Below are 26,644 nucleotides of genomic sequence, written 5' to 3'. Positions count from 1 at the left end.
TGCGCTCGCAACAAGTGGCAGCAACGACAATAAGAAAACGGAGGCAATACGATTCGTTTTACCGATTAAAAATTGACGGCAATAGACACTCTGTAATACATGACAGAATGCCAAAAATTTGTTTTTGGCCATTGGCTTGAGTACTCATTTTTAAATTCATAAAATCTCAACGCACATTAAAGCGATGAGTGAAACTGCGAATTTAAGAAATGACTATAGGGGGGAAATAAGGCGTATTTGGGTGGGTAGAAACGTAGAATTCAGACGACAGAGTCGTGTGAACAGAAGAAATATTGTCAGAATCAGAATGATAGCTGACCAGTAAGCCTGAAAAGCTACTGCAATGATTGTCCATACAGTTTTGGTGATTGTGCTCTGATGTCAAACTAGAGCATTCGTCCATCGAATCAGACGTACAAGAGATCCCCTTATCAGGAGACATATCATGATCCGATAATTCTGACGTGTCATGCATTTCCATAGACATCATATTCGAGCTCGATAACATCATACTGTTCGTTGCCATTGCCATCGAAAATAACGATAGTACAAACAGCAAAAAGCACACGAAACCGTGTTTTTTCGCTGAAGCGCTAATCTTATTTAACAAAAATGATGACATAGAACATACTCTTTATCGATACTTTAGACCCTATCAGAATAAATTGCCAAATGCAATATATATTTAAAATTAGACTTTATTTACTTCTCGGCTTTATATTAGTCTCTATTCCACCCTAAAATATGTTGACATAAAGAAGGCCTCTTTATGTCAACATCAGATATCAAGCGCACATAGCGTGACTATTTAATGGCTTTTAAATTAGGTGAACTGGACTTCCCAGACTTTACTAGATCACATTTAAACTAAAAATATAAAAATCGAGGTTAATATGGAATTTTGGCTATTAATTGGAATCGTAGTAGTGTTTTTCTACGCCATAAAAAAAGGAACCTCCTCAAAACAAAAAAGCCAGAATAATAGACTAAGCCCCGAAAATGACATTAGCGTATCCATAAAAACTAGAAACCGAGTGGTAGCAAAAAGCAATCATGATGATGACGATCTAGCTACCTTTAGTATTTCTTATGGTTATGAAGAAGAAAAAAGTAAAAACAAAGCTTCGGGTAAATGGATAAAACCAGATGAGTCTATCACCATAAAGGGACAACTATTCACTAAGGGTAATTTTTATTTTGGTGGGAAGCTCAGTTCATTAGATGGACATGGAACGGAAGCCTCATTAGTTGATGATTCGCTAAAAATTGAACATCAGCTGTCAAGTTATGAGGATGAAAGCTTAGGCTATTGGCCTAAATTCATCTCACTTACTCCTAAAGGGCGTGGAGCTTTCCTGAACTGGTTATCCGGCAATAGAGGTGATCCAGATACTCCTTTAGGTTATGTATTTATTTATTTCTATGGCATCGAAAGACGAATTACTGTTGATTCTATTAAGCAGACCGTAGATGACGCAGAATTTAAGTCTTTGTTTAACGAAATACTACGTTTAAAAAGCATTTACGGTAGTAGCCGATCTTTTTCAAATTATGCCACACGTCTATTGGAACTTATGTGTCTACTACGCCCTAAAGTAGTATCACATCCAGAACTTGAAAAAAGCCCACAAAGAGATTCTCTTCTATTTAAACATCGCTTAGCAACTACAGTAAGTAAAGGAACGCCTGTTCCCGCTGAACTGGCATTGGCATGGATTCGATTTTATCCAGATTATAATCTGAAGAAACCGGCACGGCGCTGTGACCATGAATTTAGTCGGATATTTGAACAACGTTATACAAAAAAATATGGAAACGGCGTTATTGTTAAACCCAATAAGACACGATTAAAGATTGAGTATTATCCAGCCAGTTCTTCCTTACGTGGCGTATCATTCCCTCAACAAGATCTTCCTGACCCAAGTAATTTGAAAGGTCCTGTAAATAAGCTGATTGCCCTAGCAGATGAATGTACGACCGAATTAGAAGCGTATAGTCGTTACCTTGCTAAACCAAATACGTCTCGCACTGATATTGAAGCTGTATTGTTACTGCCAGATGATCTTAGTGATTTAGGTGCGGAGTTAGGATTGGGAGAATTTAAAAAATGGGCAGATGATGCTATTTCAACAAAAAAAGGGTTGGTAGATGTTGAGGAATTCTGGACATATACCAAATCGCCTTTGCCTTCTAAGATCAACAAAAAGGAAGCTGAACTAATTCAGAACCTTGCTCAAAAAGCCGGTTATGGCATCGCTCCTGATACTCGTTACCATCATGCGAAGACGAGTGCAGATGGAAAGCTGGTTCTATTTCCTGAAGGACACGGCAAATACTTTGAACCATCCAAGGCTTATAGTGAAATAGGTATGGCACTTCGTTTAGGGGCAATGGTTGCCGCTATTGATTCGCATGTAGATCAGGCGGAATTAAATTTATTAACACAGCTGATTGATCACAGTACCAATCTATCACCTACCGAAAAACAATCACTACACGCCTACTTAGTTTGGAGGCTCAATACGCCTTCAAATATCACAGGTTTGAAAGCGAGACTGGAAACATTAGGTAAAACAGAAAAAGCAGCAGTTAGTCGCATACTTGTTGGCGTGGCGATGGCCGATGGAAAAATAGACCCAGAAGAAATCAAACAGCTTGAAAAGCTTTATACATTGCTAGGTCTTGATAAAGCCCTTGTTACAGGGGACATTCATGGAATGTCATCAAGTAAAGGTGGTATGCAATCTTCAAGTTCTCCATCAGAAACAACTTCGTCAGCTCTTACTTCGTTCCAGTTAGATGAAAATATCCTAGCGATTCATGAATCAGAAACCAAAGATGTGCAAAGCATGTTAGGTGCAATATTTGTGGAAGACGAATCTACAGGAGAATCCGATGACTCATCTGACGATAGCTTTAATATAGAGGAAGAAGCCGGAATTGATAAACAGCATTATGCCTTGTTTGAAAGCCTGATACGGAAAGATAAATGGTCCCGTGATGAAATGGAATCGCTATGCGGAGATTTAGGTCTTATGGTTGGCGGAGCATTGGAAACTATTAATGACTGGTCTTTTGATAAAGTGGATGCAGCTGTACTTGAAGATGATGGTGATGCTATTTATGTTGATCAGGAAATCGTAGCAGAGATAGAAGGTTAAACTTATGGAAAAACGTATCCGGTTAAAAGAACGTGACGCAATAATTCAATCACTGAAATCAGGGGTGACTCCCAAAATTGGGATTCAGCATATTCAGGTAGGTAGAAGCAATGAAGTCAAAGCGTTGTATAAGGATATTGAAAGAATCTCTCAGGGTGGTGCTGCATTCAGACTTATCATTGGTGATTATGGCTCAGGGAAAACTTTTTTCTTAAGCGTGGTGCGTTCCATTGCTCTTGAAAAGAAGCTAGTCACAGTCAATGCAGATCTTTCACCGGATCGACGAGTACATGCTTCTTCAGGTCAGGCACGGAACCTGTATTCTGAGCTCATGAAAAACCTAGCAACCCGTAATAAACCGGATGGAAATGCATTAGCCAGTGTTGTAGAGCGTTTTGTAACACAGGCTCGTAAAGAAGCAGATGAAAAAGATATCAGCGTTTCAACAGTAATACATCAAAAGTTAGCCTTTTTGTCAGAACTGGTTGGCGGGTATGATTTTGCAAAAGTCATTGATGCTTACTGGAACGGTCATGAGCAAGATAATGATGAGTTAAAATCAAATGCTATTCGTTGGTTGCGAGCGGAATACACCACTAAGACAGATGCAAGAAGGGATCTTGATGTCAGAACAATTATTTCTGACAATTCTTTTTATGATGCTTTAAAACTTATGAGCCTATTTGTACGTCAGGCTGGCTATGAAGGCTTACTTGTTAATCTAGATGAGATGGTTAACCTTTATAAATTAAGCAGTACACAAGCGCGTACATCCAACTATGAGCAGATTCTACGAATGCTAAATGACTGCCTTCAAGGCTCCGCTGAATATCTAGGTTTTTTATTGGGTGGAACTCCAGAGTTCTTATTAGACCCTCGTAGAGGACTATATAGCTATGAAGCATTGCAATCCCGTTTAGCTGAAAACAGCTTTGCAAAGCGAGCAGGTGTGATTGATTACTCCTCCCCAGCACTTCACCTATCGAGTTTAACTCCTGAAGAACTTTATATTCTTCTGAAGAACTTACGCCATGTTTTTGCTGAAGGTGATACTTCTAAATACCTTGTTCCAGATGATGCTCTCAAGTCATTTCTACACCATTGTAGCCAGACTATCGGAGATGCTTATTTTCGAACGCCGAGAAATACCATCAAAGCGTTTTTAGATATGTTGGCCGTACTAGAGCAAAACCCTTCTATGCAATGGTCGCAGTTAGTTCAATCTATTGCTATTGAAGAAGATCATCCAAGTAATACAGATGAAATTTTTGTAGACGAAGGAGCTGGAGAAACAACGAAATCTGATGGACTAGCTGATTTCAAATTATGACAGAGGAATATCAACTTCTTGATAAGCGTGTACAGAAATGGTTGTTTAACCAAGGTTGGCCTGATTTAAGAGAAATACAAAAACGGGCAATCATACCGATTCTAGCTTGTGATAGAGATGTACTAATTAGCGCATCAACAGCGGCAGGTAAAACAGAAGCTTTTTTTCTACCAGCATGTAGTGCAATTGCTGAAGAGAAAGACGGCTTTGGTATTTTGTATATCAGCCCTTTAAAAGCACTGATTAACGATCAGTACCGCAGGCTCGAGAGTTTAAGCGAAATGTTGGATATGCAAGTTACGCCGTGGCATGGCGATAGTCTTCAATCCAAAAAGAAGAAAGCCAGAAACAATCCTTCTGGTATTCTGTTAATCACCCCTGAATCCTTAGAGTCACTGTTAGTCAGAGAGCCCGGATGGATAAAACAATCCTTCACCTCTCTTAAATATATTGTTATTGATGAATTTCATGCGTTTATCGGAACAGAGCGAGGTCAGCAATTACTTTCTCTGCTTACTCGCCTAGAGCACCTTATAGGTCGAATTTCTAATCCTATTCCACGGGTTGCGCTAAGTGCGACACTAGGAAAGCTTGAAAAAGTACCTCTCTCTCTTAGGCCGAATAAAAGTCTTCCTTGTGAAACCATTACTAGTAGTCAGCACCAAAGCACTATCAAGGTTCAGGTCAAAGGATATTTAGAACCGATAGACATCACGACGGATGAAACACGTATCTCAGCCGAGCAGCAGATTTGTCATGAAATATTTAGGCTCTGTAGAGGCGGTTCACACCTGGTATTTGCAAATAGTCGCGGACGGACAGAAAGCATTGCTGCAAAGTTAAGTGATTTATGTGAACAACAAGTTGTACCAAATGAGTTTTTCCCCCATCACGGCTCATTAGCTAAAGAACTCAGAGAAGATTTAGAAGCCAGATTGCAGAAGGAAGCCCTACCTACAACAGCTATTTGTACCATGACCTTAGAGCTAGGTATCGACATCGGAAAAGTGAGTTCTGTCATTCAGGTTACTGCTCCACACTCAGTATCAAGTTTACGTCAGCGGTTAGGTCGATCCGGTAGAAGAAATTCCCCTTCCATTTTACGAATGTTTATCGCAGAAAATGGACTGAGTGAAAAATCTAATATAGTAGATGGTCTTAGGTTAGAGCTTGTTCAATCACTAGCAATGATACGCTTGCTCATTATAGATAACTGGTTTGAACCAGCAGATACAAAGCAAATGCATTTCTCTACATTTTTACACCAGATTCTAGCTGTCATTGCTCAATGGGGAAGCTCCAGAGTAGACCAGCTTTATTCTTTATTGTGTGAGCAAGGATCATTCAAAGAAATATCAATCCAGCACTTTAAACAACTCTTGTCCCATATGGGGACCGTCCAACTAATACAGCAACTTAATAGCGGTGAGTTGGTTTTGGGGATTGAGGGCGAACGCCTTACCAATTCCTATACCTTCTATGCTGTTTTTAAAACACCAGAGGAATTTCGTATCGTTGCCGGAAGTAAAACTCTTGGAACGTTACCAGTTGATTCGCTAATTTTAAAAGACCAGCACATCATATTTGGTGGTCGTAGGTGGAAGGTAACTGATATTGATGATGAAAAGAAAGTAATCTATGTGACTTCTACGAAAGGTGGTAAACCTCCGAAATTTAACGGTAGCGGCATGTCAATTCATGACAGAGTTCGACAAGAGATGTTAAGAATCTATTGCTCTGGTGACTATCGTATTGAAGTTGGTAATCAGAAGATAGATTTTGTGGATAAGATCGGAAGTCAGTTATTTCAAGAAGGAGCGTATTTTTTCAAAGAAGCCAATCTTGAAAATCAGCCCATATACCAAAGTGGTAAGCACTGTTATATTTTTTCATGGATGGGTGATAAAGTAGTTAATACTATTACTATTTTGCTAATTAAAAGTGGACATGTATGCAGTAATTTTGCTGGTGTTATCGAAGTTCAAAATGCGAGTGTCGATGCCCTAAAAGATTACTTTATGGGTATCATAATAGATGGGGTGCCTGATGAGACAGAGTTGGCCGAAATACTTTCACTACAACAAAAGATGATTGAAAAGTATGACGAGTATTTGCCTGAAGGTTTGTTAAACGCAGGGTACGGAAGAAAAGCGTTTGATTCGAAGGCCACTAAAGAATGGATATCAGGTTTACTAACTTAGTACCTTTTTCTCCTCAGTCAGAACCTTACGTTTTTTGACTCGCTTCGGGGTTGCTGTATAGAGCAATCCAATCTATGGCTAACACAAAGTCGCTCAGCGGCGTCAGAGATCTTAAAACTGGACTTCCCAAAGTTTGCTAGACGCTAGTTGCCTCGGTCTATTGCTAAAAAAGCCATCGAGTAAAGTGATGAATTAACGTCAATTATATGCAATTATATTTTTTCTTATAATTGGCCACTTCCCTCTATAGGCATGGCATACAACAACACAACTTCGCCTTCTGAAAAATTACTGTATAATTGATTCCTATTACTTTTTATAAAAAACTGAATTTTGGCACTCGTATACCAAGCTAACACTTTGACTATTTAGGCTAAAACAACAGGGCTTAGCAAGTTAGAAAACTCTGATAAAATCTACCTTCAACTGCAGCCAACACCCCAAGTATTTCACAGCTATACTACATACAAGCAACCGACGTTATTTTAAGGTAATAGACAATGGTCTCAATCAAGGTTTCAAACATTTTTGAAGTAGTGGCTGCGAGCTAGGAGGAAGCTTTGAGTCTAAAGGCTCAAGCAGAAATAATTGGTGTGATCCGCGATACAGCGACTAAAACTGGCTGGTCACATATCGAGGTCTGTGCCGAGGGAAACAAAATTTTGATTAAGCAAGCGAAAAGCCAAGTAAATGACAATCGACTAAGTGAAGCAGAACTACTTGAAGGGCTAGATTCTCACACTGCTCACGCAGATGAACTGTTCCTCAATGTAGATGACGAACTCGCTGAAGCTCTAATAGCTCAACTAAATAAATTAGATCTGCCTTTTATTGCTCGATCTCGTAAAGGCGCCTAAGAAACACACAGAAAGTGGAGTAAACCGTTCCTGGCAAAAGCGGCCCCCGCTTTATGACAGACCAAAAAGATATCGTTGAGGACGTTGGGCGGTTTGATCCAGATTGATTGAGCGGTTATCTAGTCAATAGCTAGAACCAAATATCAACCAAGCACCAATTAATCCTAGCAACCATAGGTAGATGAAATGTTAGTGACAAATGAAATAACACAAATGGCCAAAGCCATATTAACCCAGTTGCATATACTTAATGGCATATCGAGCACTGGTGAGCACAACAAGCGCTTATACTTTTTGGAAGACTTGTTAGAGTACTATGACGAAAACCTGGTAATTATTGAAGCCTTAAGCAATGTCATTGCACGGTATGAGGATACGGCAGCAGAGTTTGTTGATTTCAATAAACGACAGACAGCTATCAAGCTAACGACGGCAACACTAACAGTCTTGATGGATCAGGGCCTAAACAATACAAATCAGGTCTGAGTTCGTTACAAGCAAAAAAATCCAACGTGTAATTATATGCAATCTATCTGATCGCTACACAGCTGATTTAAACAACAACCCCGTGGCTAATCTGCCCTAAAAGATCTCTTACTCTATTTATTCCTTCTTTAGTAACCATCATCGACTCTGGTGACTTACCACCTAATGCCAGTACAGGTGTTTTAATCCATGATTTCCATTTGCCTTCGTCACCAAACAGCTCTAGCCCCAATTGATGAACCTTTTCATTCCGCGCTCTCATTTCAGATGCTTCAACTGCTTCTAACATAGCGGCATAGGTGTCAGCGGGAACACAGTAAAATACGGGATTACCGTCCTTCATGACAGCAACTGGGCTGCCATTTGATTCATTCATAACAAGATCAAGACTGCTCTCAATATCATGAATATCAATGCATTTTTCGGCATAATTTTTTCGTTTAGTGCTCATATCTCCTCCCTAACATGACTGATAAGTACAATGACGACCAACTGTCTAGGAAACTGGGTCCATACCAAGGTGAAACTGATGTTAGCTTCGTAATCATCTCCCCATAAGCTGAATAAGTCTTAACTTTATCTGTCAGGTTCGATTAACAGTACTCAATCTAATATGACAGTCGGCAACGTGCCAAAGCGGGCGTTAGGCTCTAACTCACTTTTGCCCCAAAACGTGTTACGACTAGCCCTTGTTAGCCTGTGTTCCTGTTATTTTGACTATTTCAAAGGAAAGCAAAAGGCAAGGTATGACCTTGTTATTTACTTTTGGTGGTTAGGGTAGCCGCTGGTCAAGCGGCTAATACAAGTTATTTTTGTTCTTGTCTTGTCTCAATGGTGGTGACAGCGGAATTAAGCTCATCTATTAGCTCTTTGATAACCCCTTTTTTTAGCCGCCCTGACATATATTCGCGCTTTAGGTTCAATTGTTTTGAAAGCTGGAGTAAAGCAGGTAGTTCTAGATGATCTTTTTCTCGGTTATTAACTATACGGTATCTCTGTCTCATAAAGCCTATGAACTCCGCTATTTCCATCGCACTCCATTGAGCAATAGCTTCAGCAAGTCGTTCGTTATCGATGCTATGGAAAAATGCCTGATTTTCAATGTAACTTTGAGGCTTATAGATGGTATATCGCCAATCTTTTAGGAAGCTGTCTGTAATAGCTTCTCTCTGTTTAGTTTCAGAACGCTGGTTTACTTCATCAATGGCCTTCTTAAAATTAGTCGTGCTGATTTGATTTGATGAGCAGCCTCTGTTAGGAAAACGGGAATGGTTTACCGTATCCAGATCAATAACGCCATCTTCTAAAACTCTTTCTTCAAGCCTCTTGGAAAGCTCATCGATATTAGCGTCTTCAAAATACCCTCGCTCGTGCATAAATAGGTATGTATCACAACATGTTATCCAATCTGACCAATTCACATTGGGCGTAGTGAAGAGTAGATCTACCAGTTGTGTAATACCTTCCTCGAACTCTTCTTCAGAAGTAAAACTATAAAAGGTGTGTGTTTTGAAAATATCTATTGGTTTCGCTAGTCTTGGTAGTTGGAATCGCTCAATAAACTCTTCATCACTCAGTTCTGGTATGAGGTTAGTAAAGCAATATTCAGCTAAAGTATCGCTACAGGCTAATCCGTTAAGCAGTGAAGTCAGTTGGTCGAACAAAGCTTTTTGTTGCAGCTCATCTTTGGTGAGTTCTTCCCCCTCATTTTGACTTCCATTACGGCTTGCTACCGCTGCTGTCAATCGGTGTGATTGCCATTTTTGAGCACTATCAAGTATTGATACAAAGGCGTCGAGATCTAGTTTGTTAACGTAGCTATAGAGTGTAATAAGAACAATATGTTGAGTTAACGTTTCGGCACAGAGTTTTTCATTGACCCCTTCGATAAGATTAATTCTATTCATTAGTTTAATGGTTCGGTTTACGGCTCGTTGAAGTACTCGTAAGTTATTGATATCTAATTTATGCATTTGTGCATGGTTAATAGTTTGAAAAAACGTGTGTTCCACCACAACATCCAGCTTTCCATCGTAAATATTAGCAATAATGGTACACAGTTCTACAGTCGTTCTAGTGAGTTTGATTACGTCACTGAAAGATTTTTCAACTTTGGTTTTATCTTTAAATGCAGTTGCGTTTGCGACGGCAATAATCTTGATTTTGTTGTGCTCGGCAAAGCGTAAGCAGGTTCCCATGATGTCTGCTATTAGCTTTTCATCTGTCAATCGCTCCAAGTCATCGACTACAAGAGTGATATCTTTCATGTTTTGGATCGCTTTTTGGCGCAGAAAGCCAGTAGTGCCAGATATGACACCTTGAATTACTCCAGCTTCACTAGCATCAGCACCACACATTCGTGCGAGCTTACCACTAAGACGAGTTAAACCATCGAGATACTTAGAGCCTTCTTCTTGGTTAGATATGTAGAGTGAGACTATCTGATCTTGGAACTCAGTGACGCTTTTGATACCGAAAGCTGAAACGTAATGATAATCACCAAATTCTTGAGGATTGGATTCAATTAGTGGGCATAGTTCATTATAGATTAAGTGAGTTTTTCCAATCCCCCAAGCCCCATCAAGCAGAATGATTGGAGGGTGACTAGAGTCCTTTAGTTGCTCAATAATCTGTTGTGTTGCTTTGTTTGTCATGGTTATTCACAATAAATTAGTTTTATCTAGTGTATCTTATCTAACTAGTTCATATGACGGCTAATTAATCGCTTGTTGAGTCTGTATGCAGGTTATTTCGGCATGTCAGAAATAGGGGGTAGGCGTATTCCACGTTTAATTAAGAGCAACAAATGGGGTAAGTCTTGCTTTTTCTAGTTAGTTTTCGTTATCCCGTTTTAGCACGGATTTCAAGAAACTATAAAGTCATTTCTAACACAGTTTTGTCCATCTTCGTTCCAGCCTGTTCGGGCTGAATCATTTCTGCCCCGAAGTTTGTTAGAACTGGTTCTCGTAATATCTCGATAAACTCCTTTTTGAATAAGTTAATCCAATACTTTTTTTGAAGCAAAGTACCTATTAGATTGGTAGCTATTCATTATGCTCTAATTTACTATGCAACTAGTTAAAATATTTGGTTGGGTTTTGAAGTGTCTAAGAAAAATGACTTTGAAGAAAAAGAGAAAAGTATCCGAGAACAAATTATAGACAGGGCTAAAAGGGCTATTGTTTTAAGATCTAAAGACCGAGAGTTTCATGGCTTAGAAAGGGAGTTCTACAACTACCAAGCAAAGATGATTGTAGAATATGACACTACAAAGGATATCAAGCATCCACGAGATGTAGGTAACGCTAGAGAAACGATCCTCAGAGAGTTTTTGAATAGTGGGTGTTTACCTAAAAAGTACTCTGTGTCTTCTACTAGTGTAAGGGTTGCTTCTCCATCTGGTCATCTAAGTCATGAAATGGATATTGTCTTGTATGATGAAGATGAGCTAATCACGTTAATGAATAGAAATAACGTGTATGAAGTTTATCCAGTAGAAAATACATATGGTGTAATTCAGGTTAAGTCTAAACTAACCACTAAAGAGTTGAAGTCAGGATTAGATAATCTTAGGTCATATAAGAAACTGAACCCTCAAGGTTTTGGAATACTGTTCTCTTACTGTAGTGATATGAACTGGGATCTTATTATTAAGCACCTAAAAGCTTATGCAGATGAAAATCCTAGTGAACACTACCCAAATTTTATATTTATTTTGGACAGGGGTTTCTTTGCGTTTGCTTCTGAGGGTAAAGCAGAGATTCTAAGTCATGAGCTTGCTGAAATGGATGATGTGGCTATACATGGATTTCCTGATAGACAGCAACAAAACCTCTATCAATTTCAGTTGATGTTGCTGGAATTATGTAGAGCTAGTAAGACTTCACTTCCTCAGATGCAAAACTACTTTAGCCTTCCTCTTACCAGTGAGGAGCAGTCCTACAGATTTGCACTAGGAAGCAATGCTGAGTTTGGTTCTTGTGAAGAGCATGGTGATTACCCTAGAAAGATATCAAGTGAGAGCTTAACCAAGATAACAGAATGGTGTGAAGCTCAAGAGCCTATAAATGGAGTTAAAGCAACTCACTTAGCCTTTGGCATACCAGAAGATGAAGAGGCCTATACAAGACAACCAAGCCTCGTTTATATCTATAACCCAGAAGATTTTAAACTGTCAGATATTCTTAAGCATGACAATGAATATGGTGAGTACATTGTACCTTCAATCGCTTATGACATCATAATCACCAATGACATGTGTATTTGGTTGCCTTATTACTATTCTATTAAAGAAGAACTTATTCCCCATTGTCCAAAATGCCCTAGCCCATTAGAGCAATTAAAGGTATCAGAGTAAATTGTATGAACATTTTTAGATGGCTCAATGCTTTAATGAGCACGTCGCTATGCATTTGGGTATCAGGTATAGATTCGGGAGTTGATAACATCGCTATACGCTGAACTAATCCGTGAAAAGCAAATTTAGTAAAATCGCTAACTCAGAAATGTCCAAAAACAAGTTATTCAAACCGGCAATTCTTCGCTCATAGCTGTCTGTCCGATGAAGTCCAAACCTATTCATCGAAACTAAAAGACCAGATCAAGTAGAGACTAATACAGAACATCATAGGCAGCAGCTGAATTCTCAATCGGGGATCAGTATTTTCGTCGAGATATCCAACGACGCAGCGATATCCCACAGAGCTTTTAACGTAACATTTACCTCACCTCGCTCTATTCGCCCCATATAACTGCGGTCTATCTTGGATTTTGCCGCTAAAGCTTCTTGAGAGATACCACGCGCTTTACGTTGACTCCGAATTAGCTCTCCAACCTCTTTTGCTATGTTTCTCATTTTTATATCTCAAAAATGAAATACAATCGCTAATTGCGGACTATATCTCCACGGACTATAATCCGTATTTTTACAAATCGAGATAGTTACTTTGAGATCTAAGCCCATCGCTCACGTTGTCGAGGAGTTCTTCCAAGCAACTACACTAAAAAAAGCCACTATAAATGACGTACTCAAACACTATGTTGAAAAATACGGCGAAGACAACCCTATTGAAATGAAAAAAGCACGACATGCTATTTATCTAAAAATTCATCGTTTAGTTAAGTCAGGTGAGTTGGTCGTTGCTTCAAAAAGTGGTAAGAGTACTCATTATGCCAAAGCGAAAATTTTAGATGAAACCAAAACGCAAAAAAATACACCAATTGCCGTTGTAGCGAGTGAGAAAGAAATGCTCTTGAAGCGTAAAGCTGAACTTGAGTATGAACTTGAACTATGTATTGCCGAAGCCCAAGGCTATGAGGAGATGAAGTCCCTATTACCCACTCAGCTTGATTTGTTGATATCTAAAAAAAGTGAAGCTAAAAAGCGAGCGATAACACTAAACGGCTTACTAACTAGCACTCAAACCATATTACTTGCGCTCTCATGAAGAAAATACAAAACCTCTCACTAAGAATTTGGCAAAAGAGCTGTTTATCTAAAGCTTTAGAAGTCTATCAAAATGGTCAGAAAAACTTTATGTGTGTTGCTGCACCAGGTGCTGGAAAAACAAGATTTTCTGCTTCGTTAGCAAAAAGCTTATTAGATGCTAACTACATTGATTTCGTTCTTTGCTTTGCGCCCTCTGTAAATGTCCAGGGTAGCATTCAAGAAACCTTCAGCAATATATTAAATGATCGCTTTGATGGCCGAATAGGCACAAAAGGCTTGGTTATTACCTATCAAGGAATACAATACGCATATCAAGAACTTGCACATGTTATTAAAAACTACCGCGCTCTAATAATCTCTGATGAAATTCATCACTGCGCTTCTGGGGTAAGTAGCACTTCTAATCAATGGGGACAGCTGTTAGTTTCTTTAATATCAGAAGGCAATCCATTAACACTAACTTTGAGCGGAACTCCTTGGCGATCCGACAGTACAAAAATAGCGCTTCAGAGCTATTCTGGAGAGCCACAAAAGCTTGATACAGACTTTGTGTATGGATTAGGCCATGCAGTTCGAGACAAGGTTTGTAGGAGACCTAGCTTAATATTGCTCGATAATAGCTCGATTGATGTTCAGGAGGGTTCTGAGACACACAAATTTAGCAGTATTCGCCAAGCTATTGAGGCTGAAAAACTAAAATATAGCGAACTACTGACTCATCAAGACTCACTAAGCCAGCTCATGACCTATGCCCATGAGGAACTGATCAGAATTAGAGAAAAACACCCTCGTGCCGCAGGGTTAGTTGTTGCATCATCAATTGATCAAGCGCGGCGGATATCTCAGTTTATTATCACTAACTTTAACGAGAGCTCTATTGTAGTTAGTTATGATCAAATTGATGCCCACGAAAACATCAGAGACTTTCAAAGTTCAGAGATTGACTGGATTGTATCTATCGGAATGGTAAGTGAAGGTACAGATATCCCTCGATTACAAGTCTGTGCTTATCTGAGTAATGTTAGGACTGAGCTTTACTTTCGCCAAGTGCTTGGAAGGATTCTACGAATAGACCAAAAGACAGACGAGCCCTGCTCCATGATAGCGTTTGCTGAACCAAAGCTAATTGAATATTCAGAACGAATTAACCAGGACCTGCCAGAAGATTCGATGAGAATAAAAGTCATTGAACAGCAGACTCTAATAAAAACGGCTGACTCAAATACATCCACCACTCAAAGTCCAGAAAAAAACGGCTTTATGACTTTGAAAACAACGTCATCAAACCATACACATTCGTTTGATAGGCTTCATGACATAGCATCAGAAGCTTCATATTCTGTTAAAATGGCTTTTGGTAAGGATTCTTATCGGACAACAATTCTATCTCTATAAAAACAGATCAGAATAAGTAAGTGGACTTCCCTAAGTTTCAGAAGTACCTCTTGTATGACTAGACTCGAACAATAATAAATATTTAGCTACGTCCGGTTTCTAAAAATGGTGCGGCGTAATTAAAATATTCTTCTTGCGGTGTACGAGCTACATCCCATCTATTGTTATGGCCTGCGAGCCTTTCTCTTTCATCAGCATAGGTAAGAAACAAGCCTACTCTTAGCCCTAGAGATTCCTAAAAAAAAGGTAAGTGCCCTTAAATCGACCAATTGCAAAAGTTTGTTTAGTTAATAATGCTATCCGGTTCTATTTACAGTAGAGCTTGTAATGGTCATATCTAAAAGGCTGAGCCCACTGGACTTTCCAGATATACTTTGTTGTAAAGTTTCTCAAGGACTAAAAAGTCTAGATTTAAGGACCATAAAAAAACATGGTACTTATACAGCCTTGATCTATTAACGTTTTTTATTTGACTGTGACAAAACAGAAGCCGCTAAAGACTTGGTAGTATCATTATACTTATCGCTTTTCAAAACTTCTGATGCGATTTCTTCCATTTTAGAACCAGTCTGATGCGATGAACTTGATTGACTTAGCACAGAACCTGCCAATGTTTTCTGGATCTGAGAGGAACCACTATCCGTCAAAACAGACGAAGCTAGTGATGCCATCTTTGATGAGCTTTGTTTTTTATTAGTCATAATTAACTCCAGCTTTACGGTTTAACATCAAGCAATATGCTTGAATTCGGTATAAACAATTATAGGTTCCGCTCCAACTTTATAAGGGATTCTTAAACACCATGGGTATTTTATAGATTGATGACGTTCATATTGATAAATGGAAATATTAGGCAAGTTTCGTTTGTCATAAGCCTGTCCAAACCTAAAAGCTATACTGTTTTGAGAGGCTAGAATTAAATTAATATTTTCTACCCCTAAACCCAACAAGTTTTTACAATATTCGAAGAAATCTCCACTAAGTCGATCTTGTTTATTTTTTGCCCAATGATTATTTCTATCAAGCGAAGGCAGTGATAAATAGTGAATGGGTTGATCAGGAAATACTGTAGAAATTGCTAATCTATCAACAGGATAAGAAATAGATACAGCTAACACAACAGTCTTAACAGTACACTCAGGTCGCTCAATAACAAACTCCTCACCATCGTCGCCTTCGTCCAATTCTCGCCAAATAGAGATATCTCGATCCCAATCGAATCTTGTAATCAGACTTTCATCATCAAGTAAATAACCAGTGTAAAATGAAAAGGGGGTAGGAAAAACTCCGCCATAGACTATCGATATATCCGATGCGGCATACTGAGTAACTTTCTCTGCAATACTCATTTTAATATGACTTAACTTGGCTAAAGCTAGATCTGGCCTAGTGATCACGTTGTCAATAATTCTCTCTCGGATGTCATTAACTATTGAATCAACCTGCCATGAGCACTGATTTTTCAAAAATTCATATAGTGGAGTATCAGAAGTATCAACTAACCCCCTCTGTTCGAGAACAATAGTTTTTTTCTTTTCGTTACGTTTCCTTACATCCCGAAATGTTTGATATTCCCACACGGCCCCAAAAACGGTTGCTGCCCCTCCAAGAAAAAAGCCTATTGAGAGAAATAACTGCGCAGTGTTTGAAGATTGATAATTTAATTCCAAAAACTGCCCTGTGTCACTGTATACAATTGACACAGTCCAACCTCCTACTAAAGTCGCTAATGTCAAACAGACCCCTGACCTAAAAACAAGCAGAGCAGGCGAACGCTTTCTGAACAGCCAGTCTGCGGCCTTCTTGATAAAGTAACTAACTGCATGTTTCATCTTTGACATATATCATTCTCGCTGTGTTCAATACCACCACCACTCCATACTCCACTGGAAAGCCAAAATTCAAAATAAAGTAGCCAGACAGAGGCCCACGGAAGGACGGTATCAGCCAGAAGCATGGTCGGCTCCCATTCGCTGACTTTGTTTTTTTGTTTGATTACTGGTAAATACAAACACAATTGCGTCCCTTTTATACCCGTCTTATTTCGATATATATGGGGGATTAACTTATCTTTTGCTAAAGTGGATAAATCAGGGGCTTTAATAATGCAGACCGGAGGATGACTAAGGGTATACTTTATGACAACTGTATACGTCCTAGACAGCGCTGTCGGTTGAAGAGTTCCTTCCCACAACACCGTCTTATCATTATCAATAATGGACACATTTCCTGTACTTCGATATTTTAATGCGAGGTATTGTTCACGAATACCAATTACAGGATATTCCAGTCGCTTTAAAAAAGAAGAGTCAGTCGCCATAGAACTGGTTCCTCTTTACTGGAACCACATCATGCAAACCTGTAGTCTCTGAATTAGCCTTTCCAGCAATAGAGGCGATGACAGCTCCTGTACCTAAACCAACTCCAAGCTTATTATTATCTCTGCTCACATTAACAGCTTCAACAATGCGGTCTTGGGCAGCTAAAACAGGCTTTTCTCCAAATGCACCAGACAAAGCAGCAAAAACACTATCCATACCTCGAATGTTTTCACTTGCCAAATATTCAAACGTATCGATTGCAGCCTGATACCAAGCATAAAATGCTCTTGTGTATTTTTGACCTTCCTGTTTTTCCGACCGATTCCACTTTTCAGCATAATTTTCTGGCCTCATAGCGGGATTGGCAATTAGTATTCCGTCAAAACCTGACTCAATGTGATGTGGCATAAGTTCAATAACATCTAAGATGAGGTCAAACTCATTGTCATATTGTTTTCCAGTCTCTATAACTTCTAAATAAGCTCGACAAGCCAACGTAGTTATTACAACAGAAATTGGCTTGAAATCAGCATGGGGGTTACTATTAAATTGAGACCAAACATCACGATGACGTTTAAGAATTTGAATAATCCGATTTAAGGGCTTCTTCTTTGACTGATCGGGTAATGCAGTGACAGATTTGCTATTCAGTGCTTCTAAAAATACCTGTGGGCGGCGAATAATCGGTAACATAGAGCAAACTTCATCAAAGTTCTTAGCCATACCTTCTGGGTTAGACTCCTTAAAGCCCATACTCTTATCAACAACCCATAACGGATGACCTGGTAACGATTCAAGGTCGTACGACTTAGCCGGAGTAATATCCAAATGATAATCACCTTTATAATTAATCCGAAAACCTCTTGGAAGATCTTCCACTAATTCCTTATAGACCTTGCTATCTAACAAGTGCTGCTTAACCACTGATACAATTTTATCTCTTGTTGCAGAACCAGCATTCGGCAAAAAGAGAATCAGATCCACATCAAACTCTTCCTGAGATAGGGGCTTATTAGTAGTACGCAGCCTCATTGAGCCCTGTGGATATATCTGCACTCCATCAAGTAAAGGGTCATCACAACTTGCCAGATAGTCACCAACGGCATTGTAAGCTGATTCAATACGCTCACGCTGTGTTTTAGTCAAATCGAGACTATCAAACACAGAGTCCAGCATATCTACCAACATAGATTTTTTACTCTCGTTTAGAGCACGAGCATTAGTAAATAAAGTAGTCATTCAGTCTCCATCAAATCTTTCCAAGTAAAGGAAGCCCCATGGGCGTTGCTGCATCGCAAATCAAGTGACTAAGGTAAGCTACCCCAGCAACAATCAATACTCCTCTGACAAATTTATTAGACAGTTCTTCAGGAGACCACTGATATACTTTTAGCATTCCCACAGAAAGCAGTGCCAATACTGTTACACCATGAAAAAACTGCCTGTGGTTAGGGTGAATAGCTGGCTCTAAAATATCTGGTAGTCTTCCCATAAAAGCTCCAATAATTGGAGCCATAGCAATATGGTGACTTATTGGATGTTTGTCTTTATCAAGTAATACTGTAGTGAGGCTAATAGCTCCCCCAACTAACATATGCGTGTTTGCATTTGGCATATATTCTTATCCTTACAAATTAGTTAAAATCTAATTACGTAGTTTTGTCCTATGCCTATTAGGACGGAACTCAAGTTAATAACTGGACAATGTCCAGAAAATTATTTTTGTCCGTCTTAGGGAATAGCAGATGCAGGAATATGATTACTACACCATCGATGAAATATTTAAGGCACTGGAGTCTAATACGGATGCAGTACTTACAAGAGCCACAGCTATATCAAAGTCATTCATCAATAAGTATGGACTTGCTATTGAAGCTGAAGATGTCTTCCATGAAGCAGTAGTGCGAATTTTAGATGATACGAGACATGTTCCTAAAAACGTCCCTTTATCGTATTCAATTGGACAGATGATTAAGAGCATCTGCCACGGCATGTTAGAACTTAACAAGGAAAAAATTTTCAACCAATCTGAGTCAATTGATGGATATGATGACGCTATTGCTGCACCAACCACAGATGAAGATAGCGATTCAGACCCAGAATGGGACATACTGATGAGTATCTTTGATAAAGATGATGATGCGATAGCTTTTTTAGCAGCAACAAAAAATGGTCTAAATAAATCTGCAATAGTTAGTTCTATTTTTGGCGGCGATGAGAAAGCCTATGACACAACGCGCAGACGAATAGTAAGAAATGGAAAAAAATACTTAAAGGAGGCAGGATGATGGCGAACAAAGAAATGGACAATTTACTCGATGATATCATGATCGAGCATATTACTTCGGCTCCCCTTAGTGAGCTTATGACTGAATACGACCTAACTTCTGATGAGATAAAGATAACTCAAGCACGCTTTCATGATCAAATTCTTGAATGCAAACAACAGTTCAAAAAAGCCAAGCTAAAGAATGCTAGGGCACAACTTGAATTTGAAAAGAGAAAGCATGAAGAAGTAGATGTATTAGGCTACCTAACAAAGAAAGGTAAAGATGCTAGAGACATTCTTATTGAGTTATTTATACAGCAAAAATTGCCGGAAAATCTTACAGTAGCGCATCGAGAAGGCAAAGAAATTACGGACGAAGACGCAAAGCAAATATTAGCTAACTTGATTGCAATGGGAGCAATTAACATTGACGATAAAGACGATTAAGGATTTTGTCGAATCACTATATGTTGACGAATTTGCAATAACTGAACCGAGTGAAATAGACATTGAAGCTATTGCATTTGAACAGCAGGCAGTTGTTTTAGAAAAACCTTTGAATGGCTGTGAAGCTATGATTATTGGCGCTGGCAACAGGGCAACAATTACTGTCAATTCAACAAGCGACGCCCCTAGGAAGCGATTTTCCGTCGGACATGAGCTGGGGCATTGGTTCAAAGACCGTGGTAAAGTCGGTAATTTATGTTCTCATAGTGACATGGAAAACCCAAAAGGCTATTCACGTAATCGCGAAAACCTTGCAAACAGCTATGCTTCAGAACTTCTTATTCCTACCTATCTGCTAAAAAATCAGCTACTTGAAAGTCAGTTGAACCTTGATTTAATCAATTCAGTAAAATCAGCATTTAATACAAGTTTCATGATGACCATGCGCCGCATTATAGCCAGCAATCATCATATGGGACATTTTGTCATATATCGAAAAGATGGAAGTCGTTGGTTATTTAGTAAAAATAGTAGTTTACCTGGATGCTTCTACCCAGAAAGTACAGTTCCTAGTGGCTCAAAAATTTATGATTTGATTGTCAACGAAATTGATTCAGGCCCTGGTGAAGTAGATGGGCATGTATGGTGTAGAGAAGATTGGGCAGACAATTCAACGGTATATGAACATGCCTTTCATTATCATAACGACCTTTTCGTTAGTTTAGTTTGGTGGAAGGACGAAGAGCCTATTTGGCAGTGTATTAGTAATCACGAAGGTCTATAAATCAATTTCAGGCCCTTTAACTAAACTTACTAAGCTTTACTAGACGTCAATAAGAAGGCTCTTGATGTTGCAATCTAGGAGTCATATATATTCTCGCAAATCTCTACTTACACTTTTCCTTGACTTAAGATTTTCAAGCTCCCATTCTAACTCTTCAATTCTAGTAGCCACAGACTGCATTTCATCCTCATCCAAATCAACAGCTAAAGCATAATCTACATACCGTTTTATAGTTGTTGTTACAGACTGATGGCCAGCCTGCAGTCTTAATGCTTGCTCAACATGCCTAACATCAATTTGCTTTAGATCATTGCTTTCTCTTCTAATAATACGTTCGATTTTAATTAACCTTGCAGCAAACCTCGTTAAACCGAAACGCCTTAAAGCGTGTGGAGTTATCTTTGGGTTAAATGAAGTTAATACTGTATAAAATGTATTTTTGCTCATTCTTGGTTTTAGAGATCTATTACCAGCATTGATGAAAACATTATCAACATCACCACATTTCGTCCAAATATTACTTATAATGTCATCTCTCTCATATTCGATATAATCCCAAGTGGCCTTTATTAAACTTTTACTCACTATAACCTTTCTATGCTTTCCATATTTAGTGCCTCGATGAATGTATACTTCTGACATAGAAGAATTAAAATTATCAACTCGAGGTAAATCAGAAATTTGTAAACAAATAAGTTCTTGTGACCGCAATGCGGCCTCAGTCGCCCATCTGACCATCAGCTGATTTCGGACAGCTAAGAATTCCCCTACAGAGTCCTTTTGATTTTTGACTTCTTTAGCAAGGTAGTCATTCAACTCTCTTATCTCATGAACGTTAGGGATATATTTCAATGGTTTTTGTATACCGCCTTTTAGAAATGGTATAATGAAATCGCTTACTCCCTTAGAAGGCTTTTTAACTATAATGTTGAAGTCAGTGTTATCTGCTTTGTTTGGCCACCCAATCATACTTGAACAGTAAGAAGTGTTATTTTGACACCACCAATAAAACCTACATATCGATGATAAATAAAGATCACAACTTTCATTAGATAGCTGGGGAAGAGCCTCATCACGATAACGCTCCATAGTAAAATTTGTTGGTTCAGAGAGGTAATCTATTTTTTCTGATTCACAAAAATCTAACCAATGAGCTAAATGGTCCGCATCAGCTCTCACTGTTTTATCAGCCAAACCAATATTAAACTTACGTTCAATTAACCATTCCGTCACAGGAACAACAGTTCTACCAGATGTGAATATAACCTTCGGGCAATTACAAGGAGCTAATACCTTGTGGCTCATTTACCCTCCAGACTAATGATTTTTCTATTAGTGTTTTGATCTCGTATCTGCGCCTGAAAAATTTGATTTTTCTTTTTAGAATCAATTAATTGCCTGCGAAGCTCAATGTTTTCTTCAGCCTGCGCGTCCCTTTCTTTCTTTGTATTCTCCAATTCAACCTTAAGTTTTTTGATTACGCCTTGAAGCTCTTTATCATTAGATTGTACTTTTGGGTCGCCTTTTTTTCGGCGTGCTTCACACTCATTTAAAAGCCCTAGAATCCGTTTGTTTAACGCTGTACCACCTTTGATTGCTCTAGAAGACTTAGAAAACCTCTCATAACGCCCCTCTGATAGAGTTACAAACCAGTTAAGGGAAAACTTAGTTGGAATAGAAAAATCGATACTAGAGCCATTTATGTAGCTTTCAAGAGCAGTTATTTTGCTCTCTATCTTCTGCATTAATAAAGCTTTTAGACCATTATCCATTTTGTAACGCCTCAAGCATGGGTGAGGATGAACAAACCAAATCTGTAACATTAATGTGATTAATTGGTTGGTCTACTGGAAGCAAATTAGGACAGCCTTCACAACTTCCTTTGGTTGCGCTAGAACATTGTATGGCTCCGTTCTCTAAACATTTACTTCTCTTCTTGATATCAGGAGTTAGGCCAAAGCATGCTCCATCTTTGACAAAATTTAGAACATACTTATCAACTAATTTACCTTTATCTTCCATTCTTGAAATACGCTTTTCGCTCTGTCCTTCAATGACTCCAAATAATTCTGCTATTTCATTACCAATCAACGATTTATCTGACCTGAAATCACTTTCAATTAGATCAATAATCCGTTCATTTTTAACTTGCTGCATCTCCCACTGGCCATCGCTATCAGTGATATAATCCATTGTCATCTCAATAGACTCATGACCTAAAAACCAATTAAGAGTAAATAAGTTAGGGTCCCGGTATTGATAATAATAAGCCATGGCCAAAAATCGCCTAAATTGGTGGTCAGAAAATATAAATGGATTACCTTCTTCATCTTTTGATTCTATTCCCACATAGTCACAAAAACCATTGAAATCCGGCCAAGCTCTTCCATGTTTAGAATTTGCATCAGTGACTTGCATAAGGTTATTAAACTGACTAGCGTCTCTTCCTTCCGCTGATAGATCTTCAAGGATAGATATTGCCTTAGCAACAACTTCTAAGGTTGGCAAAGCTCGTTCACCTTGGTTAAATTTCTCTTGGTCTACAATCAAATACCAAAGTCCTCCTTCTTGATAAGTGCAGCCAGATTTAAGTCCATATACTTCATCTCTACGGCGTGCTGTAAATGCGAATATGACAAGTAAACACGCAGATACTAGGTGTTTATTTACTATTTGTTCAAGTGAGGTTATTTGATGTCGATATGTTGTTATTGGGTGCGGAAAGTTGGTTAATTTGTTTTCTCTAATCCACACTGCGGTAAGTTTTCTAGCGTAATTAGTTTTTGATTCATCATTCCCCCCAAGCCCATAGTCTTTTATAGCCTCCAACTTTTCTTTGTACACCTGCTTAGCATACTTAAAATTATTTTGTAAAGGAGTAGAATAATCAATTACCCAACGGATAGATTCATCCATAACAGCGTACATAACGTTTCGGGGTATATTTCGGGTTTTTGCATTGGAAACTGTAGCCTTTTTCTTGGATAATTTTGATAATTTAATATCACCCATCCACATACGTTCTACTCGGTGATTTTCAGTGAAGAGATCAGACATTAGATAAACTTGTCGCATTAGACTTGAAATAACTGATAACGATTTTCTAATAGTACTTTCTGATTGAGCCTCAATATCATTTTTTACCACACCACTTCCTTTCAAGACATAACCTAGTGGCTTTAATGTTTTATACTTTAACAACTGATATTTAGGAGCATTTTGAAGGGCTCGAGCACTGATTCCAAGTTCAAAAGAAAACATATCGTTATCAAACTCTATTCTTTCATAATTTGTCTTTAAATACCTTGTTGACTTCCCAATTTTCGTATAGGTTCCAATATTTCCATTCGAAATTATTTCGTCAAATCGATTTACTGCACGTGAATCTAAGTCCAAACGAGCTATCAGACCTTTTGTAGAATAATCAGTAATAAGTTGATCAATAACAGAGCTATTAATACTTGATAAATTTGAAATTTTAGGGATTAAAAGTAAATATCGATAAAAATTAAACAAAATATTTGCTGCTTTACATAATGATTCCGCTGAATCTGTCATACCTAGCTTTTTGTCTGTTGTAGAAGCCCTTATCAAGAGACTCATTTTTATCAATTGTACTGCACCATAATAATTATTTAGTTTCTCACCATTCGGACCAACAGGTATGTTTTCCCAATCAATATCATAAGTCCTTTTCATGTTTTTAGTGTCTTGTAATACCCAAATATCAGAATCATAAGAGCAATCTTTGAACCATCTTATTTTTAGGGATTCAATATCGCTTCGATTATCAAAATCTGAAAAATAACTGACGTAATTAATGATTGGCAATGCCATTAGATATTTACCTCAGCAACAGGAATGAGGCTTGCGTATGAGTTTTGAGTGAGTGCTGCTTTTTCTTGTGCCTCTCTCATTAATCTGGCATGCGTTGGGTCTTTTGAAAAGGTATCAACAATGAGGGTTGTGAAAACATGCCATACTCGCCATTTATAAAATTCATTGTCGCTTAGAGTCTGTTTTAATTGAACAAGAATTTCATGCCACTGAATAACATTAGCTAAATTATTTATTGAAGTTACGAATACGCCCCTTCGCTGCTTGCATGTTGGACATTTATCTACCTTGTTACATACTCTACCAGCTTTTGTTCCAGGTTGAGCACCGGCGGTTGGATCAATGCAATGAATACCACCAAATTGTTGGTTAATCGCATTTTGAGCTTCTTTTTGGCGCTGTTCTAAAGCAAATTCTTTATTTTCATTATACAAAATAGAGTCAATACCAATTTTCTCAGCAAAACCTTCAATATCAACTGTAAATAATGCTTGGTACCAGTTAAGAAATAATCGTATTTCTTTATCTTGTAACCATACTTCGGGATAATGATATGTATAGCGCTTACCCATTTCTAATGAGGTATGTTGACCTTCGATCATTACAGCTGTTGCGTCCCTAGTAACAAGGCCTGTAAGAAGAAGGGCACTGCCTCTTATAGCTTTAGGTGTTGTAACCCAAGCGCCGTTAGATGCTTTTTCACACAGCATCTTAAAATAACGATTAAATGATGCTAAAGATGGCCTAGTCGGTGCATAAACTCGCTCACTTTCACTTATTTTTACATTATTTTTATACCATTGAAGAAATAGATATTTTTGATCTTTCTGAATTACAGCATTGAGAAACTTCTTACGACATTCAAGCTGATGTATAAATACATCTCTTACAGTAAGATTTTGAGTTGTAAGCGATTCTTTTCTAATTGGGAATATTCGATATTTGGACTCATGTCCACGCTGCCTTTGTTTAGTCCAATTGAGTTGAAAAAAATTATCATTCAACTCAATTAAATCTCCTTCCTCTAAACCCCATATACTAGTTGTATTAGCATTGGTTTCAAGCATGATAAATGCGAATGCACAAACCATTTCATAATTTGAGCAACCAAGGTACCTCCGTATATGATCCCGATTGTAGTTATATCTACTCATTCTATCTGGATGCCAAAATAAGCCGTAACGTGAGTCCTTATTTAAAAGTAACCTTCCTTCGTTATAACGAATCAAATAATTAACTAAAACTGAAGTTGCACATCCGCCTAGTGCTTCATCATACAAGTTCATCTTGGTATGAGCATCGACGTTTGATAACATAACTTTATGGAGTTTATCCGCACAAGCACTTATTTCTAAGTCTTTAGCCCATTTTTCAGCTTGATTTGTGGACTCTATATATGCGATATAATCGTTAGCAGCCTGATTCTTAAGCTGATTTTTTCTACCTTGTAACGAGGAAATCACTAAGGATATTGGGTTAAAATCAAAATCTTCTTCAGTATTCTCAAGTGCATTTTTAATCAGGGATATTACATCCTCATCAAGCGAAACATCATTATCATCAAAGGAAAATACAAGTTTTTGCAGATCATTTTTACTTCTATTTATAAGTCGATAAAAGTCATTTGATAAAAAAGTAGAACTCTGGCCAAGTCGCGGTTTGTCTTTCCATCCACGAAGAACAAGACCATGCGGAATAGTTTTAGTATAAGCCAAATACTCTAAGAGCTTTCGGACCCCAATAAGTTTATTGTTACGAGTCGTTAGCTGGTCTGCTGTAGGAAAGGAATCAAATATATCATTTCTATATTCGGTTATAAGGTTTTGCCAAGCAAGATACTCTTCCTGTAATGAGTCGCTACCTTTTTCAATATAGCTCCAGATTTCATGATTTGGCCTATCTGCTAAAAACCTTAACCACCTAGATATATGCTGAAAATAGGTTATTTCTGTTAATTCAGCCCTAAATGTTTCGTTAAGTAATCGCCAAGCCTTTGTGACATCAAGCAAAAAATCATTCGGTAAAGTGTTCGAGTAAATAGAGAATGATCTAATCGTGGTAGAGTTAACTTTTACTTCCATAAAAAATGGGGACTATTACTAGCCCC

At 38.3% G+C, this 26,644-nt stretch carries 25 protein-coding genes; 11 read left to right on the top strand and 14 right to left on the bottom strand.

Annotated features, from left to right (window positions below; translation table 11 throughout):
• Positions 1–202 precede the first annotated feature (202 nt).
• Entirely contained in the window at positions 203–622 is a 420-nt protein-coding gene (locus BUA59_RS20375) for a PHD finger domain-containing protein (protein WP_072841638.1), read from the bottom strand.
• Positions 623–893: 271 nt separating this feature from the next.
• Between BUA59_RS20375 and BUA59_RS20370 the strand changes: the two genes are divergently transcribed.
• The 5 genes from BUA59_RS20370 to BUA59_RS20350 all read left to right on the top strand — a co-directional run bounded on the left by BUA59_RS20370 (position 894) and on the right by BUA59_RS20350 (position 8,035).
• Complete coding sequence (locus tag BUA59_RS20370) at positions 894–3,161, top strand: tellurite resistance TerB family protein (protein WP_084122591.1); 2,268 nt, start codon at positions 894–896, stop codon at positions 3,159–3,161.
• Between the two features lie 4 nt (positions 3,162–3,165).
• A complete protein-coding gene (locus BUA59_RS20365; RefSeq protein WP_072841634.1) occupies positions 3,166–4,491 on the top strand; it encodes an ATP-binding protein in 1,326 nt (441 codons plus the stop codon).
• Positions 4,488–6,692 carry a DEAD/DEAH box helicase gene (locus BUA59_RS20360; protein ID WP_072841632.1) on the top strand — a complete coding sequence of 735 codons (2,205 nt, stop codon included), beginning with the start codon at positions 4,488–4,490 and terminating at the stop codon, positions 6,690–6,692. The genes BUA59_RS20365 and BUA59_RS20360 overlap by 4 nt, the downstream gene beginning before the upstream one ends.
• 560 nt (positions 6,693–7,252) lie before the next feature.
• The gene (locus tag BUA59_RS20355) at positions 7,253–7,549 is read left to right on the top strand and encodes a hypothetical protein (protein WP_072841630.1); all 297 of its coding nucleotides are present in this window, start codon (positions 7,253–7,255) and stop codon (positions 7,547–7,549) included.
• 186 nt (positions 7,550–7,735) lie between these two features.
• A complete protein-coding gene (locus BUA59_RS20350) occupies positions 7,736–8,035 on the top strand; it encodes a hypothetical protein (RefSeq protein WP_072841628.1) in 300 nt (99 codons plus the stop codon).
• Between the two features lie 67 nt (positions 8,036–8,102).
• Here the strand turns inward: BUA59_RS20350 and BUA59_RS23500 are convergent, their stop codons facing one another.
• Together BUA59_RS23500 and BUA59_RS20340 are read right to left on the bottom strand one after the other, a co-directional pair.
• Positions 8,103–8,486, bottom strand: a complete 384-nt coding sequence (locus BUA59_RS23500; RefSeq protein ID WP_084122589.1) for an MbcA/ParS/Xre antitoxin family protein — start codon at positions 8,484–8,486, stop codon at positions 8,103–8,105.
• Positions 8,487–8,841: 355 nt separating this feature from the next.
• Complete coding sequence (locus BUA59_RS20340; protein ID WP_072841627.1) at positions 8,842–10,689, bottom strand: P-loop NTPase fold protein; 1,848 nt, start codon at positions 10,687–10,689, stop codon at positions 8,842–8,844.
• A 449-nt stretch (positions 10,690–11,138) separates the two neighbouring features.
• Between BUA59_RS20340 and BUA59_RS20335 the strand changes: the two genes are divergently transcribed.
• Positions 11,139–12,392 (top strand): DUF6602 domain-containing protein, encoded by a 1,254-nt coding sequence (locus tag BUA59_RS20335; RefSeq protein WP_084122587.1) that lies wholly within the window; start codon positions 11,139–11,141, stop codon positions 12,390–12,392.
• Between the two features lie 288 nt (positions 12,393–12,680).
• Here BUA59_RS20335 and BUA59_RS20330 read toward each other — a convergent pair whose 3' ends face one another.
• A complete protein-coding gene (locus BUA59_RS20330; RefSeq protein WP_072841623.1) occupies positions 12,681–12,890 on the bottom strand; it encodes a helix-turn-helix domain-containing protein in 210 nt (69 codons plus the stop codon).
• A gap of 91 nt (positions 12,891–12,981) precedes the next feature.
• Between BUA59_RS20330 and BUA59_RS20325 the strand changes: the two genes are divergently transcribed.
• Together BUA59_RS20325 and BUA59_RS20320 are read left to right on the top strand one after the other, a co-directional pair.
• Positions 12,982–13,482 (top strand): hypothetical protein, encoded by a 501-nt coding sequence (locus tag BUA59_RS20325; protein ID WP_072841621.1) that lies wholly within the window; start codon positions 12,982–12,984, stop codon positions 13,480–13,482.
• A complete protein-coding gene (locus BUA59_RS20320; protein WP_072841619.1) occupies positions 13,479–14,879 on the top strand; it encodes a DEAD/DEAH box helicase in 1,401 nt (466 codons plus the stop codon). Before BUA59_RS20325 ends, BUA59_RS20320 begins: the two co-directional genes overlap by 4 nt.
• A gap of 82 nt (positions 14,880–14,961) precedes the next feature.
• Here the strand turns inward: BUA59_RS20320 and BUA59_RS24300 are convergent, their stop codons facing one another.
• From BUA59_RS24300 to BUA59_RS20295, 6 genes are all read right to left on the bottom strand, one after another.
• Positions 14,962–15,090: a hypothetical protein gene (locus tag BUA59_RS24300; protein ID WP_281251032.1), complete on the bottom strand. Its 129-nt coding sequence runs from the start codon at positions 15,088–15,090 to the stop codon at positions 14,962–14,964.
• 244 nt (positions 15,091–15,334) lie between these two features.
• The gene (locus BUA59_RS20315; protein ID WP_245813207.1) at positions 15,335–15,580 is read right to left on the bottom strand and encodes a hypothetical protein; all 246 of its coding nucleotides are present in this window, start codon (positions 15,578–15,580) and stop codon (positions 15,335–15,337) included.
• Between the two features lie 27 nt (positions 15,581–15,607).
• Positions 15,608–16,711: an SAVED domain-containing protein gene (locus tag BUA59_RS20310; protein ID WP_072841647.1), complete on the bottom strand. Its 1,104-nt coding sequence runs from the start codon at positions 16,709–16,711 to the stop codon at positions 15,608–15,610.
• Entirely contained in the window at positions 16,708–17,199 is a 492-nt protein-coding gene (locus BUA59_RS20305; protein ID WP_072841616.1) for a type II CBASS E2 protein, read from the bottom strand. The genes BUA59_RS20310 and BUA59_RS20305 overlap by 4 nt, the downstream gene beginning before the upstream one ends.
• On the bottom strand, positions 17,189–18,439 hold the full coding sequence (locus tag BUA59_RS20300) for a nucleotidyltransferase domain-containing protein (RefSeq protein WP_072841614.1): 1,251 nt from the start codon (positions 18,437–18,439) through the stop codon (positions 17,189–17,191). Before BUA59_RS20300 ends, BUA59_RS20305 begins: the two co-directional genes overlap by 11 nt.
• A 10-nt stretch (positions 18,440–18,449) precedes the next feature.
• Complete coding sequence (locus tag BUA59_RS20295; protein ID WP_072841612.1) at positions 18,450–18,815, bottom strand: metal-dependent hydrolase; 366 nt, start codon at positions 18,813–18,815, stop codon at positions 18,450–18,452.
• Positions 18,816–18,945: 130 nt separating this feature from the next.
• Here BUA59_RS20295 and BUA59_RS20290 point away from each other — a divergent pair, with 130 nt between their 5' ends.
• From BUA59_RS20290 to BUA59_RS20280, 3 genes are read left to right on the top strand one after another with little or no spacing between them, the layout of a single operon-like run.
• Positions 18,946–19,488, top strand: a complete 543-nt coding sequence (locus tag BUA59_RS20290) for a hypothetical protein (RefSeq protein ID WP_072841610.1) — start codon at positions 18,946–18,948, stop codon at positions 19,486–19,488.
• Positions 19,485–19,916, top strand: a complete 432-nt coding sequence (locus BUA59_RS20285) for a hypothetical protein (RefSeq protein ID WP_072841608.1) — start codon at positions 19,485–19,487, stop codon at positions 19,914–19,916. Before BUA59_RS20290 ends, BUA59_RS20285 begins: the two co-directional genes overlap by 4 nt.
• Positions 19,897–20,700, top strand: coding sequence for an ImmA/IrrE family metallo-endopeptidase (locus BUA59_RS20280; protein ID WP_072841606.1), 804 nt, complete (start codon positions 19,897–19,899; stop codon positions 20,698–20,700). Before BUA59_RS20285 ends, BUA59_RS20280 begins: the two co-directional genes overlap by 20 nt.
• An 81-nt stretch (positions 20,701–20,781) precedes the next feature.
• Here BUA59_RS20280 and BUA59_RS20275 read toward each other — a convergent pair whose 3' ends face one another.
• From BUA59_RS20275 to BUA59_RS20260, 4 genes are read right to left on the bottom strand one after another with little or no spacing between them, the layout of a single operon-like run.
• Positions 20,782–22,005 (bottom strand): tyrosine-type recombinase/integrase, encoded by a 1,224-nt coding sequence (locus tag BUA59_RS20275; RefSeq protein WP_072841604.1) that lies wholly within the window; start codon positions 22,003–22,005, stop codon positions 20,782–20,784.
• Complete coding sequence (locus BUA59_RS20270) at positions 22,002–22,472, bottom strand: hypothetical protein (protein WP_072841602.1); 471 nt, start codon at positions 22,470–22,472, stop codon at positions 22,002–22,004. The genes BUA59_RS20275 and BUA59_RS20270 overlap by 4 nt, the downstream gene beginning before the upstream one ends.
• On the bottom strand, positions 22,465–24,537 hold the full coding sequence (locus tag BUA59_RS20265; RefSeq protein WP_072841600.1) for a site-specific integrase: 2,073 nt from the start codon (positions 24,535–24,537) through the stop codon (positions 22,465–22,467). The genes BUA59_RS20270 and BUA59_RS20265 overlap by 8 nt, the downstream gene beginning before the upstream one ends.
• Positions 24,537–26,618, bottom strand: a complete 2,082-nt coding sequence (locus tag BUA59_RS20260) for a hypothetical protein (protein WP_072841599.1) — start codon at positions 26,616–26,618, stop codon at positions 24,537–24,539. The genes BUA59_RS20265 and BUA59_RS20260 overlap by 1 nt, the downstream gene beginning before the upstream one ends.
• Positions 26,619–26,644: the final 26 nt, after the last annotated feature.

Source organism: Marinomonas polaris DSM 16579 (genome assembly GCF_900129155.1).
In the GTDB taxonomy this organism is placed as follows: Bacteria; Pseudomonadota; Gammaproteobacteria; order Pseudomonadales; family Marinomonadaceae; genus Marinomonas; species Marinomonas polaris.
Note: the sequence above shows the minus strand (reverse complement) of the source record. Positions and strands in the feature narration are given on the sequence as shown.

Excerpts from the sequence above, each read along its gene's own strand:
- BUA59_RS20375 (WP_072841638.1), bottom strand. The coding sequence starts at position 622 with ATGTCATCATTTTTGTTAAATAAGATTAGCGCTTCAGCGAAAAAACAC.
- BUA59_RS20370 (WP_084122591.1), top strand. The coding sequence starts at position 894 with ATGGAATTTTGGCTATTAATTGGAATCGTAGTAGTGTTTTTCTACGCC.
- BUA59_RS20365 (WP_072841634.1), top strand. The coding sequence starts at position 3,166 with ATGGAAAAACGTATCCGGTTAAAAGAACGTGACGCAATAATTCAATCA.
- BUA59_RS20360 (WP_072841632.1), top strand. The coding sequence starts at position 4,488 with ATGACAGAGGAATATCAACTTCTTGATAAGCGTGTACAGAAATGGTTG.
- BUA59_RS20350 (WP_072841628.1), top strand. The coding sequence starts at position 7,736 with ATGTTAGTGACAAATGAAATAACACAAATGGCCAAAGCCATATTAACC.
- BUA59_RS23500 (WP_084122589.1), bottom strand. The coding sequence starts at position 8,486 with ATGAGCACTAAACGAAAAAATTATGCCGAAAAATGCATTGATATTCAT.
- BUA59_RS20340 (WP_072841627.1), bottom strand. The coding sequence starts at position 10,689 with ATGACAAACAAAGCAACACAACAGATTATTGAGCAACTAAAGGACTCT.
- BUA59_RS20330 (WP_072841623.1), bottom strand. The coding sequence starts at position 12,890 with ATGAGAAACATAGCAAAAGAGGTTGGAGAGCTAATTCGGAGTCAACGT.
- BUA59_RS20320 (WP_072841619.1), top strand. The coding sequence starts at position 13,479 with ATGAAGAAAATACAAAACCTCTCACTAAGAATTTGGCAAAAGAGCTGT.
- BUA59_RS20315 (WP_245813207.1), bottom strand. The coding sequence starts at position 15,580 with ATGACTAATAAAAAACAAAGCTCATCAAAGATGGCATCACTAGCTTCG.
- BUA59_RS20310 (WP_072841647.1), bottom strand. The coding sequence starts at position 16,711 with ATGAAACATGCAGTTAGTTACTTTATCAAGAAGGCCGCAGACTGGCTG.
- BUA59_RS20305 (WP_072841616.1), bottom strand. The coding sequence starts at position 17,199 with ATGGCGACTGACTCTTCTTTTTTAAAGCGACTGGAATATCCTGTAATT.
- BUA59_RS20300 (WP_072841614.1), bottom strand. The coding sequence starts at position 18,439 with ATGACTACTTTATTTACTAATGCTCGTGCTCTAAACGAGAGTAAAAAA.
- BUA59_RS20295 (WP_072841612.1), bottom strand. The coding sequence starts at position 18,815 with ATGCCAAATGCAAACACGCATATGTTAGTTGGGGGAGCTATTAGCCTC.
- BUA59_RS20290 (WP_072841610.1), top strand. The coding sequence starts at position 18,946 with ATGCAGGAATATGATTACTACACCATCGATGAAATATTTAAGGCACTG.
- BUA59_RS20285 (WP_072841608.1), top strand. The coding sequence starts at position 19,485 with ATGATGGCGAACAAAGAAATGGACAATTTACTCGATGATATCATGATC.
- BUA59_RS20275 (WP_072841604.1), bottom strand. The coding sequence starts at position 22,005 with ATGAGCCACAAGGTATTAGCTCCTTGTAATTGCCCGAAGGTTATATTC.
- BUA59_RS20270 (WP_072841602.1), bottom strand. The coding sequence starts at position 22,472 with ATGGATAATGGTCTAAAAGCTTTATTAATGCAGAAGATAGAGAGCAAA.
- BUA59_RS20265 (WP_072841600.1), bottom strand. The coding sequence starts at position 24,537 with ATGGCATTGCCAATCATTAATTACGTCAGTTATTTTTCAGATTTTGAT.
- BUA59_RS20260 (WP_072841599.1), bottom strand. The coding sequence starts at position 26,618 with ATGGAAGTAAAAGTTAACTCTACCACGATTAGATCATTCTCTATTTAC.